The sequence below is a fragment of the Agrobacterium sp. CNPSo 3708 genome (assembly GCF_028674915.1).
Taxonomy (GTDB): domain Bacteria; phylum Pseudomonadota; class Alphaproteobacteria; order Rhizobiales; family Rhizobiaceae; genus Agrobacterium; species Agrobacterium cavarae.
This window is the reverse complement of the sequence record NZ_JAQZSF010000001.1, coordinates 487,972-502,164: the sequence shown is the minus strand read 5'-3', so window position 1 is coordinate 502,164 and position 14,193 is coordinate 487,972. Positions and strand designations below refer to the sequence as shown.

13 protein-coding genes are annotated in these 14,193 nt (G+C 59.2%); 8 read left to right on the top strand and 5 right to left on the bottom strand.

Annotated features, from left to right (window positions below):
- Window positions 1-3 precede the first annotated feature (3 nt).
- The 5 genes from truB to PVA19_RS02320 all read left to right on the top strand — a co-directional run bounded on the left by truB (window position 4) and on the right by PVA19_RS02320 (window position 6,357).
- A complete protein-coding gene (gene truB, locus PVA19_RS02340; RefSeq protein ID WP_062427179.1) occupies window positions 4-936 on the top strand; it encodes a tRNA pseudouridine(55) synthase TruB in 933 nt (310 codons plus the stop codon).
- 377 nt (window positions 937-1,313) lie between these two features.
- Complete coding sequence (locus PVA19_RS02335; RefSeq protein WP_112520038.1) at window positions 1,314-2,213, top strand: LysR substrate-binding domain-containing protein; 900 nt, start codon at window positions 1,314-1,316, stop codon at window positions 2,211-2,213.
- Window positions 2,214-2,506: 293 nt separating this feature from the next.
- Window positions 2,507-2,776, top strand: a complete 270-nt coding sequence (gene rpsO / locus PVA19_RS02330; protein ID WP_062427177.1) for a 30S ribosomal protein S15 — start codon at window positions 2,507-2,509, stop codon at window positions 2,774-2,776.
- Between the two features lie 243 nt (window positions 2,777-3,019).
- Window positions 3,020-5,164 carry a polyribonucleotide nucleotidyltransferase gene (gene pnp / locus PVA19_RS02325; RefSeq protein WP_112520037.1) on the top strand — a complete coding sequence of 715 codons (2,145 nt, stop codon included), beginning with the start codon at window positions 3,020-3,022 and terminating at the stop codon, window positions 5,162-5,164.
- Between the two features lie 173 nt (window positions 5,165-5,337).
- Window positions 5,338-6,357 (top strand): class I SAM-dependent methyltransferase, encoded by a 1,020-nt coding sequence (locus tag PVA19_RS02320; RefSeq protein WP_112520036.1) that lies wholly within the window; start codon window positions 5,338-5,340, stop codon window positions 6,355-6,357.
- 37 nt (window positions 6,358-6,394) lie between these two features.
- Here the strand turns inward: PVA19_RS02320 and PVA19_RS02315 are convergent, their stop codons facing one another.
- Complete coding sequence (locus PVA19_RS02315) at window positions 6,395-7,339, bottom strand: AEC family transporter (RefSeq protein ID WP_274101017.1); 945 nt, start codon at window positions 7,337-7,339, stop codon at window positions 6,395-6,397.
- 339 nt (window positions 7,340-7,678) lie between these two features.
- Between PVA19_RS02315 and PVA19_RS02310 the strand changes: the two genes are divergently transcribed.
- Window positions 7,679-8,671: an adenosine kinase gene (locus PVA19_RS02310; RefSeq protein WP_274101016.1), complete on the top strand. Its 993-nt coding sequence runs from the start codon at window positions 7,679-7,681 to the stop codon at window positions 8,669-8,671.
- Window positions 8,672-8,731: 60 nt separating this feature from the next.
- Here the strand turns inward: PVA19_RS02310 and PVA19_RS02305 are convergent, their stop codons facing one another.
- Complete coding sequence (locus tag PVA19_RS02305; RefSeq protein ID WP_062427172.1) at window positions 8,732-9,268, bottom strand: SH3 domain-containing protein; 537 nt, start codon at window positions 9,266-9,268, stop codon at window positions 8,732-8,734.
- A gap of 178 nt (window positions 9,269-9,446) precedes the next feature.
- On the opposite strand from PVA19_RS02305, the gene PVA19_RS02300 reads away from it, so the two are divergent.
- Window positions 9,447-10,451, top strand: coding sequence for a 2-hydroxyacid dehydrogenase (locus PVA19_RS02300; RefSeq protein WP_062427171.1), 1,005 nt, complete (start codon window positions 9,447-9,449; stop codon window positions 10,449-10,451).
- Here PVA19_RS02300 and PVA19_RS02295 read toward each other — a convergent pair.
- The 3 genes from PVA19_RS02295 to recF are packed head-to-tail and all read right to left on the bottom strand — an operon-like array spanning window position 10,448 to window position 12,841.
- Window positions 10,448-10,924, bottom strand: coding sequence for a GNAT family N-acetyltransferase (locus tag PVA19_RS02295; RefSeq protein ID WP_274101015.1), 477 nt, complete (start codon window positions 10,922-10,924; stop codon window positions 10,448-10,450). The genes PVA19_RS02300 and PVA19_RS02295 overlap by 4 nt on opposite strands.
- Window positions 10,921-11,679: a molybdopterin-synthase adenylyltransferase MoeB gene (locus tag PVA19_RS02290; RefSeq protein WP_274101014.1), complete on the bottom strand. Its 759-nt coding sequence runs from the start codon at window positions 11,677-11,679 to the stop codon at window positions 10,921-10,923. The genes PVA19_RS02295 and PVA19_RS02290 overlap by 4 nt, the downstream gene beginning before the upstream one ends.
- A gap of 37 nt (window positions 11,680-11,716) precedes the next feature.
- Window positions 11,717-12,841 carry a DNA replication/repair protein RecF gene (gene recF / locus PVA19_RS02285; protein ID WP_144621835.1) on the bottom strand — a complete coding sequence of 375 codons (1,125 nt, stop codon included), beginning with the start codon at window positions 12,839-12,841 and terminating at the stop codon, window positions 11,717-11,719.
- 202 nt (window positions 12,842-13,043) lie between these two features.
- On the opposite strand from recF, the gene PVA19_RS02280 reads away from it, so the two are divergent.
- Window positions 13,044-14,153 (top strand): alpha/beta hydrolase, encoded by a 1,110-nt coding sequence (locus tag PVA19_RS02280; RefSeq protein ID WP_144621833.1) that lies wholly within the window; start codon window positions 13,044-13,046, stop codon window positions 14,151-14,153.
- Window positions 14,154-14,193 lie beyond the last annotated feature (40 nt).

Here is a 14,193-nt window from a genome sequence, read left to right as displayed (position 1 = left end):
AGAATGTCCAAACCACGCAAACCCAAGGGCCGCCCGGTTTCCGGCTGGCTCATCCTCGACAAGCCGTTTGATTTCGGCTCCACCGAGGCCGTCTCCAAGATCAAATGGCTTTTTAACGCGCAGAAGGCTGGCCACGCCGGTACGCTCGACCCGCTCGCCTCGGGCATGCTGCCGATTGCGCTCGGCGACGCCACCAAGACCGTCCCTTACGTCATGGATGGCCGCAAGATCTATGAATTCACCGTCAGCTGGGGTGAAGAACGCACCACCGACGATATGGAAGGCGAGGTCCTCAACGCCTCCGAAAACCGTCCGAGCGAGCAGGATATTCGCGATCTGCTGCCGAAATATACCGGCACGATCCTGCAGACGCCACCACAGTTCTCCGCCATCAAGATCGCTGGCGAGCGCGCCTATGATCTGGCGCGCGAGGGCGAAGTCGTCGAAATTCCGGCACGTGAGGTCGAGGTTCATCGCCTGACGCTGCTGGCCTGCCCGGATGAAAACACCGCACATTTCGAAGTGGAATGCGGCAAGGGCACCTATGTCCGCGCGCTGGCGCGCGACATGGGTCGTGATCTTGGCTGTTACGGCTTCATTTCCGAACTCCGACGCGCCATGGTCGCACCCTTCGCGGAAGATGCGATGGTGCCACTGGAAAAGCTCACCGAACTGGAGACGATCGAAGACCGCGACGAGCGCCTTGCCGCGCTTGACGCCTATCTCATCGATACGTCCGAAGCGCTTTCGTCACTGCCGCATCTCATCATCAATGATGATCAGGCACACCGCCTGAAGATGGGCAATCCCATCCTCCTGCGCGGACGCGATGCCCCGACGCAGGAATCGGAGGCCTACGCCACCGCGCGCGGCAGGCTGGTGGCGATCGGCGAGATCGGCCAGGGCGAATTCCGCCCCAAGCGCGTCTTCGGCTGACAGCACATCGGCGTCACCTTCTCTCTTGAGGAACGCTCAATCATCATGCCGACGGCCGCGCTGGTCGTCGGCATTTTCATGCGGCTGAAACAGGGTGAGCCGCAGGAAATCCCGTAGAATGTCAATCACCTTTCGAAGCACGACACATCCTCCACGGACCTGTCATTGTGTGACCAAGCCCGTGCCTCTCGTTTCAATCCGCTTTACTTTTTGACTCGACGCATCGTGCTTTCCGAAAATCGATCCCGATTTTCGGGCCGGTGCGGTAAAGCGCGCCGGTCGCAATCGAGCCCGGCACATCTGAGCTGCATAAAACGCGGGTTGCGTCCTAGCTTCAAACGAGATTATCGTCGGCGTCCTATGACTTGAGGTTATGCATGAAGCGCAGTCGCCTTCCTTTAACAGCGCTCAGAAGTTTTGAAGCAGCGGGGCGGCTCATGAGCTTCACGCGTGCTGCAGAAGAGTTGTGCATCTCGCAGGCCGCCATCAGCCGTCAGGTGCGGGAGTTGGAAGTGCTGCTTGATCGACCGCTCTTCGATCGGGGTCATCGATCCGTCAGGCTCACGCAGGAAGGCGCAAAGTTGCTCCACGTCGTAACGGCTTCCTTCGACGCGATGTCCGATGGCCTTGCAGATGTCGAGCGCGGCAAAGGCCCCGATACGGTGAACATCAATGCCGAGCCGTCTTTTGCTGCCTGCTTCCTCACCCCGCATCTGTCGGACTTCCAACGCAGTCATCCCGATATCGACGTACGGGTGGAGTCGGAGTCCGGCCTTGCAGAGTTTCGCCACAACGAAGACGTCGTTGCCATCCGCCACAGCCTGACGAGAACGAGCTGGCCCCGATCGGAGAGCCGGCATTTGATGGATGTGCAGATGACTCCATGCCTCTCGCCGCGACTGCTGGAAGGAAGGGGGTTGCCGCAACGGCCTGTCGATCTTCTGGACTTTCCGCTTCTGTATGAGGACAGCCGGGACATGTGGCGAAGCTGGTTCGAGCGGGCAGGCGTTTCCTCGGACGTGTATCCGCGTGGACCAATCTATACCGACGAAGGCATGACGCTTCAGGCCGCCTTGCGCGGGCAGGGCGTCGCACTTCTGGAAGAGCGGTTTGCTAGGGAGTATCTGGCCTCCGGGCTTCTCATTCGCCCCTTCCAGCAGACGCTTCCCTTTGGCGCCTTCTTTATCGTGGTGCGCGGTTTCGAAACCCTGGCGCCAGCCGTCCATGATTTTCTTGAATGGCTTTCGGAAAGCGTGCGTTCGCGAGAGGGGCATTAAAATGGACCGACTGTCCTTTCCGACGCGTGGACATGATTTACAGCCTCGGCCCGAAAACCGGAATCGATTTTCGGAAAGCACGATGCGCAGATTCTAGAAGGTAAAGCGTCCTTTGCGCGTCCAATAGGACGCACGGCGCTTTAGCGCGGATCCCCATCGCCCCTTTCCTTTAGCTGCCAATTGGTTTATAGGCAGCGCCAGCTAGGCATTGCCTTTGCTACTGAATGGCCAGCGCTGGACGACATCCCGGCCCTTGGCGACCGATTTTTCCTTAAAATAGAAAGGATTTTACGATGTCGATTACTGCAGAGCGCAAAGCCGCCCTCATCAAGGAATATGCAACGAAGGAAGGCGACACCGGTTCGCCTGAAGTTCAGGTTGCAATCCTGACCGAGCGCATCAACAACCTGACCGAACACTTCAAGGGCCACAAGAAGGACAACCACTCTCGTCGTGGTCTTCTGACGCTGGTTTCCAGCCGCCGTTCGCTTCTCGACTATCTGAAGAAGAAGGACGAAGGCCGTTACTCGAAGCTGATCGGCACCTTGGGCATTCGCCGCTAACATCTTGACCGGCGGGTTTCCTTTGAAGGTGCCCGCCGGTTTTTCATCCGGCAACCCCGGATAACAAGACGGACCGGATGGGCCGGAACCGTCTGAACCAACCGAAGACCTGTCATGGGGCAGGATTGCAGGATGCTTGTGTCACCGTCCGTGGCACCAGGAAAAAGCCTCCCGCTGTCTTGCCCGTGATGTGTCGCAGCCGCTGCTTCAATGGTGGAGCCGCGGCGACAAGAAGGACAAGATATGTTCAATCAACATTCCGTGGAAATCGAATGGGCAGGCCGCCCGCTGAAGCTGGAAACGGGCAAAGTTGCTCGCCAGGCTGACGGCGCCGTCATCGCAACCTACGGCGAAACCATGGTTCTCGCGACCGTCGTTTCTGCAAAGTCCCCGAAGCCGGGTCAGGACTTCTTCCCGCTGACGGTCAACTACCAGGAAAAGACCTACGCAGCCGGCAAGATCCCCGGTGGCTACTTCAAGCGCGAAGGCCGTCCGAGCGAAAACGAAACCCTCGTTTCCCGCCTGATCGACCGTCCGATACGCCCGCTCTTTCCTGAAGGCTACAAGAACGACACCCAGGTCGTCGTTACCGTGATCCAGCACGATCTGGAAAACAACCCGGACATTCTGTCCATGATCGCAACCTCTGCCGCTTTGACGCTCTCCGGCGTTCCCTTCATGGGCCCGGTCGGCGGCGCACGCGTCGGTTACATCAATGGCGAATATGTTCTGAACCCGCATCTCGACGAGATGGACGAGTCGGTTCTCGACCTCGTCGTCGCCGGTACCCAGGACGCCGTCCTGATGGTCGAGTCTGAAGCCAAGGAACTGAACGAAGACGTCATGCTCGGCGCCGTCATGTTCGGCCACCGTGGCTTCCAGCCGGTCATCGATGCGATCATCAAGCTCGCTGAAGTGGCTGCCAAGGAACCACGCGAATTCGAGCCGGAAGATTTCTCCGCTCTCGAAACCGAGATGCTTGGGCTTGCCGAAGCTGAACTGCGCGATGCCTACAAGATCACCGAAAAGGCTGCTCGTTATGCCGCCGTCGACGCCGTCAAGGCGAAGGTGAAGGCACACTTCCTGCCGGAAGATGGTGAAGCCAAGTACACGGCGGAAGAAATCGGCGCGATCTTCAAGCACCTGCAGGCCAAGATCGTTCGTTGGAACATTCTCGACACCAAGAGCCGTATCGACGGTCGCGATCTCTCCACGGTTCGCCCGATCGTTTCGGAAGTTGGCCTTCTGCCGCGTACCCACGGTTCGGCACTCTTCACCCGCGGTGAAACGCAGGCGATCGTCGTTGCCACGCTCGGCACCGGCGAAGACGAGCAGTATGTCGACAGCCTGACCGGCATGTACAAGGAACGCTTCCTGCTGCACTACAACTTCCCGCCCTACTCGGTCGGTGAAACGGGCCGCATGGGTTCCCCGGGCCGTCGCGAAATCGGTCACGGCAAGCTCGCTTGGCGCGCAATCCGTCCGATGCTGCCTTCTGCTGAGCAGTTCCCCTACACGCTGCGCGTCGTATCGGAAATCACTGAGTCCAACGGTTCGTCTTCCATGGCAACCGTCTGCGGCACGTCGCTTGCTCTGATGGATGCCGGCGTTCCGCTGGCAAAGCCGGTTGCCGGTATCGCCATGGGCCTGATCCTGGAAGGCGAGCGCTTTGCCGTTCTGTCGGATATTCTAGGTGATGAAGATCACCTCGGCGACATGGACTTCAAGGTTGCCGGTACGGCAGATGGCATCACCTCGCTGCAGATGGACATCAAGATCGCCGGTATCACCGAAGAGATCATGAAGGTCGCTCTTGACCAGGCGCAGGGTGGCCGCAAGCACATCCTCAACGAGATGGCCAATGCCATCACCGAAAGCCGTGGTCAGCTCGGCGAATTCGCTCCGCGCATCGAAGTCATGAACATTCCGGTCGACAAGATCCGTGAAGTCATCGGTTCCGGCGGCAAGGTCATTCGCGAAATCGTCGAAAAGACCGGCGCGAAGATCAACATCGAAGATGACGGCACCGTCAAGATCGCTTCCTCTTCCGGCAAGGAAATCGAAGCGGCCCGCAAGTGGATCCACTCCATCGTGGCAGAGCCTGAAGTTGGCCAGATCTACGAAGGCACGGTCGTCAAGACCGCTGACTTTGGCGCATTCGTCAACTTCTTCGGCGCACGTGACGGCCTCGTTCACATCTCGCAGCTCGCTTCCGAGCGTGTTGCCAAGACCTCCGACGTCGTCAAGGAAGGCGACAAGGTCTGGGTCAAGCTGATGGGCTTCGACGAGCGCGGCAAGGTTCGCCTGTCGATGAAGATCGTCGATCAGGCAACCGGCAAGGAAATCGCTGCCGAGAAGAAGGCTGAAGGCGACGCTGCTGCCGAGTAAGGCGCTGTCGCTTATTCCTATCGGGGCGCGGGATCTCTCCCGCGCCTTTTTTCTATTTTCAGAGCGGCTCCGTTCCGGTTAGAACGTGAAGCTGCTCCATTGTTGTTGAACACATTGTCCCGACGCAAAGACGCCTGGCGCTTTTCCGGCACATGTTCTTGAGGATGCTCCCGATGAGCCGTGACGCAGTCAAAACCCTTTTCCATCCCTTCGCTGCCGATATGCTGCCAGCGCCGAAAGCCGGTGAACGCGTGCTGTTTCTGGGCGCGGAGGCAGGAGCACCTCGCCTGGAGGGTTTCGAGGCTGAGATCGTCGCGGTTCAAAACCTGCGGCCGCTCTATCGCGCGCTGCAGGCGCATGGCTCCGAGGTCACACCGGAGATCTCCGGCGAGGATTACGACGCCGCCATGATCCTGTGCGGCAAGCACCGCGGCGAAAACGAGAACCGCATGGCGGAAGCCTTGAAGCGCGTGAAGGCGGGCGGCCTGATTTTGGCTGCTGGCGCCAAGGAAGACGGCATCGTCACCCTGCGCAAGACGCTTGCAAAGCTCGGTATCGAGGCGGAATCCACGCCGAAATACCACGGCGTCGCAATCTGGTTTGCACGACCTGATGATGTCTCTGCCGCCGTCGCGAAGCTGGAGCAGAAGCCGGTCACCATCGACAACCGCTTCACCGCCATGCCTGGCATGTTTTCTCATGACCGCGTGGATGACGGCTCCGAACTGCTCGTCTCGCGCATGCCAACGGATTTCGATGGCAATGCGGCAGACTTCGGTGCCGGATGGGGCTATCTCTCCGTCATGCTGGCGGAGAAGTCGCCGCGCACGGCGCGCGTCGATCTTTTCGAGGCCGACTACAACGCGCTCGAATTTGCCAAGACCAATCTACTGGAAAACTGCCCGCGATTGACCGCACGCTTCTTCTGGCAGGATCTGGCCGCCGAGCCGCCAAAGGAAAAATACGATCTGATCATCATGAACCCGCCATTCCATGCGGGTGGCCAGGCCGCCGAACCGGCTCTCGGTCAGGCACTGATCAAGGCAGCAGCGACAGCATTGCGCAGCGGCGGCAAGCTGCTGATGGTTGCCAATCGCGGCTTGCCTTACGAGCCGGTGCTCGCCAGCGAGTTCCGCAAGAGCGAGGAAGTCTGCCGCAACGCGCGCTTCAAGATCCTCAGCGCCCAGAAGTAATCAAGCGTAAGAAAGAGGCTGCGGTTCATCTGCAGCCTCAGCTCAGCAGCCAGGCCCAGAGCGATACCGTCAGGACGCCGAACAGCGTCGATATGCTGATGGTCGAGGCAGCGATGCTGTGTCCGATCCCGAAGCGGTTGGCGAGCAGCCAGGAATTGATGCCGGTCGGGACGCAGGATGTCAGCACCAATGCCGATGTCCAGGCGGGGTTAAGGCCCAGCAGGTGCGCCGTCGCCCAGACGCAGGCCGGTAGAAGCAAGAGTTTGAATGCCGTCACGGTCGCAGCGATGTGCAGGTTCCCGCGCACCGGATATTTGGTCAGCGCCATCCCCAATGAAATCAAAGCCGCGGGTCCCGCCATGGCGGCGACCTGATCGATCACCGTTGTGAAGACGACAGGCATCGGCTCGCCGATCACGTTGAAGCAGAGCCCGAGAATGAGCGCGATCACCAACGGATTGGTCGCGAGGTTGCGGCCCACCTGTCTCAATACGGTCAGGGTGCTTCTTCTTTCTCCGCCCACCACCTTGTGCGTTGCATTTTCCATCAGGATGGTTCCGGCAATCATCATGATGGGAAGATGGATGGCCAGCAGAATGGAAATCGCCACGATCCCGTCATTGCCGACAGAGCGGCTGACGAGGGGCAGGCCGATGAAGATATTATTGGCGAAGGCCGACGAGATGCCGGCAATGACGCTGACGCGAAGATCCTGCTTGAAGAAATAGGTCGTCACCACCTGACCCGCTGCCCAGGTGATCGCGACGCCGGTAAAGTATGTGATCCAGAGCTTGAAGGGCGAAGCGCCATGAAAATCTGCTTCCGCCAGCGTACGAAAGATCAGCGTCGGTACGGCAATCTTGAAGACGAAGTCGCTCAACACGTCGCTCGCGTCGGCCTTGAACAACCTCGCCTTCACCGTCAGCCAACCGATCAGAATGAGCAGAAAGATCGGGGCGACATTGACGGCGACAGCATACATGGAGACGGGCTTTCACGGCGTTCTGCAGAAGAACTACCCTGTATAGGAAAGGCCAATGGTCTCAAACCATTTTCTATAGGGAGCCGGAACAGGAGCCGTCTCCCAGAAACAGAAAAAGCGGGGATCGTCCCCGCTTCAGCCTGTGGTCCCCGTCAGTACATCCGTGCCGGGAACGACTGATGATCTAGCAGCGCTTCATGACAGGCAAATGACGCCAAAGATCAGTCTGCCGAAGGTGCAGGCAGGCGAAGTCGCCTTTTCTCTTTTCTTGTCGGCAGAAATCTTTAAGACCGAGTTCCGGATAACGCACCGGGTCGGTGCGGCTCGGACAAGAGGCTCATGACAAAATTCGACGTACTGACCGTTGGCAACGCCATCGTGGATATTATTTCGCGCTGCGATGACAGTTTCCTCATCGATAACGCCATTACCAAGGGCGCGATGAACCTGATCGATGCGGAGCGCGCGGAACTGCTCTACTCGCTCATGGGGCCGGCACTGGAAGCGTCGGGCGGAAGTGCAGGCAATACGGCAGCGGGCATTGCCAATTTTGGCGCACCGGCAGCCTATTTCGGCAAGGTCGCCGAAGATCAGCTCGGCGAGATCTTCCAGCACGATATCCGCGCTCAGGGCGTCCATTTCGAGACCAAGCCGCGCGGAACCTTTCCGCCCACCGCCCGCTCGATGATCTTCGTCACCGAAGATGGTGAGCGTTCCATGAATACCTATCTCGGTGCCTGCGTCGAGCTTGGGCCGGAAGACGTCGAGCCGGAAGTCGTTGCCCAGTCGAAGGTCACCTATTTCGAGGGCTATCTCTGGGATCCGCCACGCGCCAAGGATGCGATCCGCGATTGCGCCCGCATCGCCCACGAGAATGGTCGCGAAGTCTCCATGACGCTCTCCGACAGTTTCTGTGTCGGCCGTTACCGCGATGAATTTCTCGATCTGATGCGCTCGGGCGCTGTCGACATCGTCTTCGCCAACAAGCAGGAAGCGCTGTCGCTCTACGAAACCGACGACTTCGATCTGGCGCTGACCAGGATCGCTCAGGACTGCAAGATTGCCGCCGTGACGATGAGCGAAGAGGGTGCGATGATCGTACGCGGCACGGAGCGGGTAAAGGTTGATGCCTATCCGGTTTTCGATGTCGTCGACACGACGGGTGCCGGCGATCTCTTCGCCTCCGGCTTCCTCTTCGGTTATACACAGGGCCGTTCGCTGGAAGATAGCGGCAAGCTCGGCTGCCTTGCGGCCGCTGCCGTGATTCAGCAGATCGGACCGCGCCCAATGTCGTCGCTAAAGGCGCTGGCTGAGAAGCACGGTCTTCTCTAGGATTGCTTCCAATCATCCCCGTGCGTCCATCAAGGGCGCACGGTCTCTCATTGGCCTTGATTACTTGAAGGCTTCGCCGGGATAGGCACCCCAGATTTCGCCCTGCGACACCCAGCCGCCCACCTGACCGGCTTCCGCCTTGCACCAGTCGCCATTGCACTCGCCGATCCGGATCTGCACGCCAGGCTCAAGTTTGGCCACGACCGAAGCACTCGACTGTGGCTCGCGGCGCATATTGACGAACACTTCCTTGCCCTTGCCGCGCATCCACGGCGCTGCCACCGCAGTTCTTTCACCCGAGAGCAGCGCCTGGTTTACCCAGCCCTCGGTGCCGTCGGCATCGCGAATCCGGCGCCAGTTTTCATATTCCTGGATGATCTCCACCGGCATGCCGGATTTCATATACATCCAGGAGACGGCGTAATCGGTGCTCGGTCCAATGCGCATATTGACGCGCTTGGATTTCAGGCTGACGAAGCGCGGCAGCGGCAGTCCGCTGGCACCCTTTGCGGCGCCCTGTGCGAAAGCCGGTGTAGCAGCGGCATGGAGAAAACCGAATGACAATGCAATGCAGAGGATGGAGACAAAGCTACGCATGTCGTTTGACCGTTTCCGTGAAACAAGAGAATGACGTAAGGGGCGCCCCAGTCCTGCCGCCGAAGACGCAACATGCGAGATTTGTTTGTCTTCGCCGGTGGGTCTGGTAGAAACGCCCTTGATGAACAAATTATCGCTCTTTCTGGTTAACGACCTCTGAACAAGGTGCCTGCAGACAATGACGAACAAGAAGAGACCGACCGTCTATTTGACCCGAAAACTGCCGGATCTGGTCGAGACCCGCATGCGCGAACTGTTCGAGGCTGAATTGAATATCGAAGACGCACCCCGCACGGAGGCAGAGCTTCTGGCCGCCATGCAGCGCGTCGACGTTCTGGTGCCGACGGTGACCGATCGCATCACCGCGTCGATGATCGAGCAGGCCGGTCCTCAACTGAAATTGATCGCAGGTTTTTCCAACGGCATCGACCATATCGATGTGGATGCGGCGGCGCGCAAGGGGATAACCGTGACCAACACGCCGAATGTTTTGACTGAAGACAGCGCCGACATGACGATGGCGCTCGTGCTCGCCGTTCCCCGCCGCCTTGTCGAGGGCACGCGCGTTCTTGCCAATGGCTCCGAAGACTGGCGTGGCTGGTCTCCCACCTGGATGCTTGGCCGGCGTCTCTCGGGCAAGCGCATCGGCATCGTCGGCATGGGCCGCATCGGGACTGCCGTTGCCCGCCGCGCCAAGGCCTTTGGGCTGTCGATCCATTACCATAATCGCAAGCGCGTCAGTCCGGCCACGGAGGCGGAACTCGAGGCGACCTATTGGGACAGCCTCGACCAGATGCTGGCACGCGTCGATATCGTCTCTGTCAACTGCCCATCGACGCCGGCCACCTATCACCTGATCTCGGCCCGGCGTCTTGCGCTGATGCAGCCGACGAGCTACATCGTCAATACGGCGCGCGGCGACATTATCGATGAGGCAGCGATGATCGAGTGTCTGCGCCAGGGCAAGATCGCCGGTGCGGGTCTCGATGTGTTCGAGAACGAGCCAGCCGTAAATCCAAAGCTCATCAAACTCGCCAAAGAGGGCAGGGTGGTGCTTCTGCCGCATATGAGTTCAGCCACGATCGAAGGCCGCATCGACATGGGTGACAAGGTGATCATCAACATTCGCGCCTTTTACGACGGCCACAGACCGCCGAACCGGGTGTTGCCGGGCAGGGCTTAACCGGGCAGACGCTTCGACATTTCGATAGAGGTGACCCGCTTATATCCGGCGTGCGAATTCTCAGCCGTCTTGACGAAGCCCCAGGACGAAAACTGCCGGTGATTGTTGACGAGTTCAATCCTGGTCTCCAGTCGCAGGCTTGGGAGCGACAGCCTGTGCGCCGTCTCTTCGGCTATCTTCAGCAACGCTTTTCCGATACCGCGGCCTTGCGCCACAGGTGATACGGCAAGCTTGCCGACATAAAGCGAAGCGGCTTCGGGCTTACAGAAAATACACCCGAGCATATCGCCGCCATCGAACGCGACAAAGGCAATCTCGTCCCGGATCTTTTGACGCAGATTGTCTGGCGTCAGACGGTGGGCCGAAGAAGGCGGGTCGATGACGCCATCCATATAGGCGAAGGACGACATGATCAGCGCCAACAGCTCCTCGATGCGGTCGAAGGTTTCGTCGATCTGAACAATCGTGATCATGCTGTCTGGCGCCTCTTATAGCGAATGGTCTCGAAGCGGGCGGCAAGCGCGTCGTAAAGCATCAGCCGCCCGACCAACGGTTCTCCGGTGCCGGTGATGACCTTGATCGCCTCCATCGCCATCGTCGTGCCGATAACACCTGTCAGCGCGCCGATAATGCCGGTCTCGGCGCAGGACGGGATCAGGCCTTCCGGGGGCGGGGCTGGAAACAGATCACGGTAGCGTGGCAGCAACATGCCGTCCGGACCTTCCTCATAGGGCTTCAGAACCGTCACCGAGCCATCGAAACGGGCCACAGCACCTGTGACCAGCGGCACCCTTGCCGCCTCCGCAGCATCTGCCGCCGCATAGCGCGTATCGAAATTGTCCGATCCATCGATCACCAGATCGAAGGCACTCAAATGATCATGCGCCCAGACAGTGGAGAAGCGCTCCTCGAAGTGCAGCGTGCGCACATGCGGGTTGAGCCGGGAGATGCTGCGACGCGCGCTTTGCGTCTTCTGCTCGCCGATCGTGCCGGTGTCGTGAATGACCTGCCTTTGCAGGTTCGATAGCGAGACGATGTCGTCATCGATAATGCCGAGCGTCCCGACCCCGGCAGCAGCGAGATAATAGAGGACGGGAGCACCAAGACCCCCGGCACCGATCACCAGCACCTTGGCCGCCTTCAGCCGCTGTTGGCCCATGCCGCCGATTTCGGGCAAGAGAATGTGCCGTTTGTAGCGTTCTATTTCCTCGGGGCTAAGAGCATCCATGATCCTGTCTCCGCTACCTCAATGGGCAGAAGCCCTATCATGACACGCTGCCATGCGACACGGTGAAAAACTGCGCGCGATCCTGCAATGCTGCAAACATCGATGCATCCGTCCCGGTCATGAAACTCTGGCCGCCAAGCGCATGGATGAGGTCGAAAAGTGCGGCACGTCTGCCTTCATCCAGATGGGCGGCGATCTCGTCCAGAAGCAGGATCGGCGCGTAACCCGTCATATTGGCGGTCAGTTGCGCATGGGCAAGGACGAGGCCGACGAGGAGCGCCTTCTGCTCACCGGTGGAGCAGCGTGCCGCGTCCATATCCTTTTCCGCATGCCGGACGAAAAGATCGGCGCGATGGGGTCCTTCGAGTGTGCGTCCGGCACCCGCATCGCGATAACGGCTTTCCCGGAGCGTGGCGAAATACTCATCCTCAAGATCGACTGCCGGTCGATGATACTGATCGTCAAGGAAGCCGGACAGCGTAAGCGTGGCCTTTGGGAAGCTGGTATCGCCGGAACGGCTTTCGATCAGTGCGCGCAGCAAACCCAGCATCTCATGGCGCGCAACAGCCATGGCAATACCAAGCTCTGCCATCTGCTTCTCGATACCGTCGAGCCAGACGGGATCGAGGCGACCATCGGAAAGCAGGCGGTTGCGCTGGCGCATCGCTTTTTCGAAATCGTTGGCACGCCGTCCATGCGATGGGTCGAGGGAAAGAACAAGGCGATCGAGGAAACGGCGGCGATCAGACGACGACCCCGTGAAAAGCCCGTCCATGGACGGTGTCAGCCAAAGAACCCGCAAGTGATCGGTCAATTCGTCGACGGACTTGACGGACGTACCGTTAAGCCGCAGGCGCCGTGATGGCGTATCGCCGTCACCATCTATGCCTGTTCCGATCGCAACCTCACCATCCATGCCCGAGAGGTCGGCGAAGATCGAGAACCCTGTTTCCTCTGCACCTACGCGGGTAACATCCGAAAGAACGGCACGGCGCAGACCCCGCCCAGGCGACAGGAAGGAGATGGCTTCCAGCAGGTTCGTCTTGCCGGAACCATTATCGCCGGTCAGCACGACATGGCGCTCATCCAGCCGCAACGACACTTCCGCATAATTGCGGAAATCGGTAAGCTTCAGCCGTGAGAGGAAAACTTTGGCCGTCATGCCATATCCAGAATCGTCATGGCTTACGACCTACAACATCCCGCCCCAAATCGAAACGAACTTTCTCTGAAACCGAGGCTGACAGCCGCGTCATGGACAGCGTCTTCCTTGCCTGATAATCTTACGTTTACGTCTGCGTTCATTCGATTGCCAGCCGCAGATTTTGCCGCTATCGGTGCTTGTCTAATTTAGCGGGTATTGCATGCTCAGAGTCACTTCCCTTTTGCTCACCCTCGTCCTCCTCGGTTCCTGCGCCGGACGGCCGGGAGCCGACGTGCTGCAGGCCGTCAATACGCGGGCGACGGCGGGCAAGAGCATAGCCGCCTACGTCGTCAGTACGCGCGAGAAGGAAGCGGGCAAGACACTGGCATTCGGTGCAGGGCGTGCCGATCAGCCCAACTATGCACGCTTCGATATCTCCATCCCGCCGGATCACAAGAAAGGCAAGATCGAGTGGCCGTCGGGTAAGCCGGACGCCAAGAAAGACTTCGTCGTGACCGATCGAGACATGCTCTCAAAAGACGCATTCAAGCACGATCTCGCCGGCATTCTTTCATCCGGAAAGGATGTTGGCCTGTTTGTCCACGGCTACAATTACAGCTATCAGGAGGCTTTGTTCCGTGCCGCGCAAATGGCGGCGGACGCCGATATCAATGGAGTGCCGGTGGTCTTTTCCTGGCCGTCCATGGCCGATGTCACGGGATATCTGGCCGACAAGGAAGCGGCAACCTTTTCTCGCGATGCGCTGGCGGACCTCCTGATCGATCTCGCACAAAAATCACCCCGCAAGAACGTCATCGTTTTCGGTCACAGCATGGGGGCTTGGCTGGTCATGGAGGCCTTGAGAGAGCTCAGGCTGAAGGGCCGCAACGACGTCATCGCCAAGCTCCAGGTCATTCTCGCGGCACCGGACATCGACACCGACGTATTTCGAAAGCAGATCGAGGTGGTCGGTCGTCTCAATCCGCCGCTTACCGTGCTGGTGTCAAAGGATGATCGCGCCCTGATGGCTGCTTCCCTACTTGCGGGCGAACGAAGCAGAGTCGGCGCACTGGACGTTACAGATCCCGAAATCAGCAAGGCTGCGAAACGCGAAGGCGTTCAGTTTGTCGATATTTCGGAGCTCGATTCATCCGATGGCTTCAACCACGATCGCTACGCCGCACTTGCTGTATTGTTGCCGAAGCTCGATGAAAAGCGTCGCGGCGGTGGCAACGATCTGACGCGCGCGGGCGCATTCGTTCTTGACGCTGTCGGCGCCACGGTGTCCAGCCCGTTCAGACTGGCAAGCAAAGTCGTCAATCCGAATTGAGGTTGATTGATCCGCGCTGACAAAGGTTGATCGCTTGTCC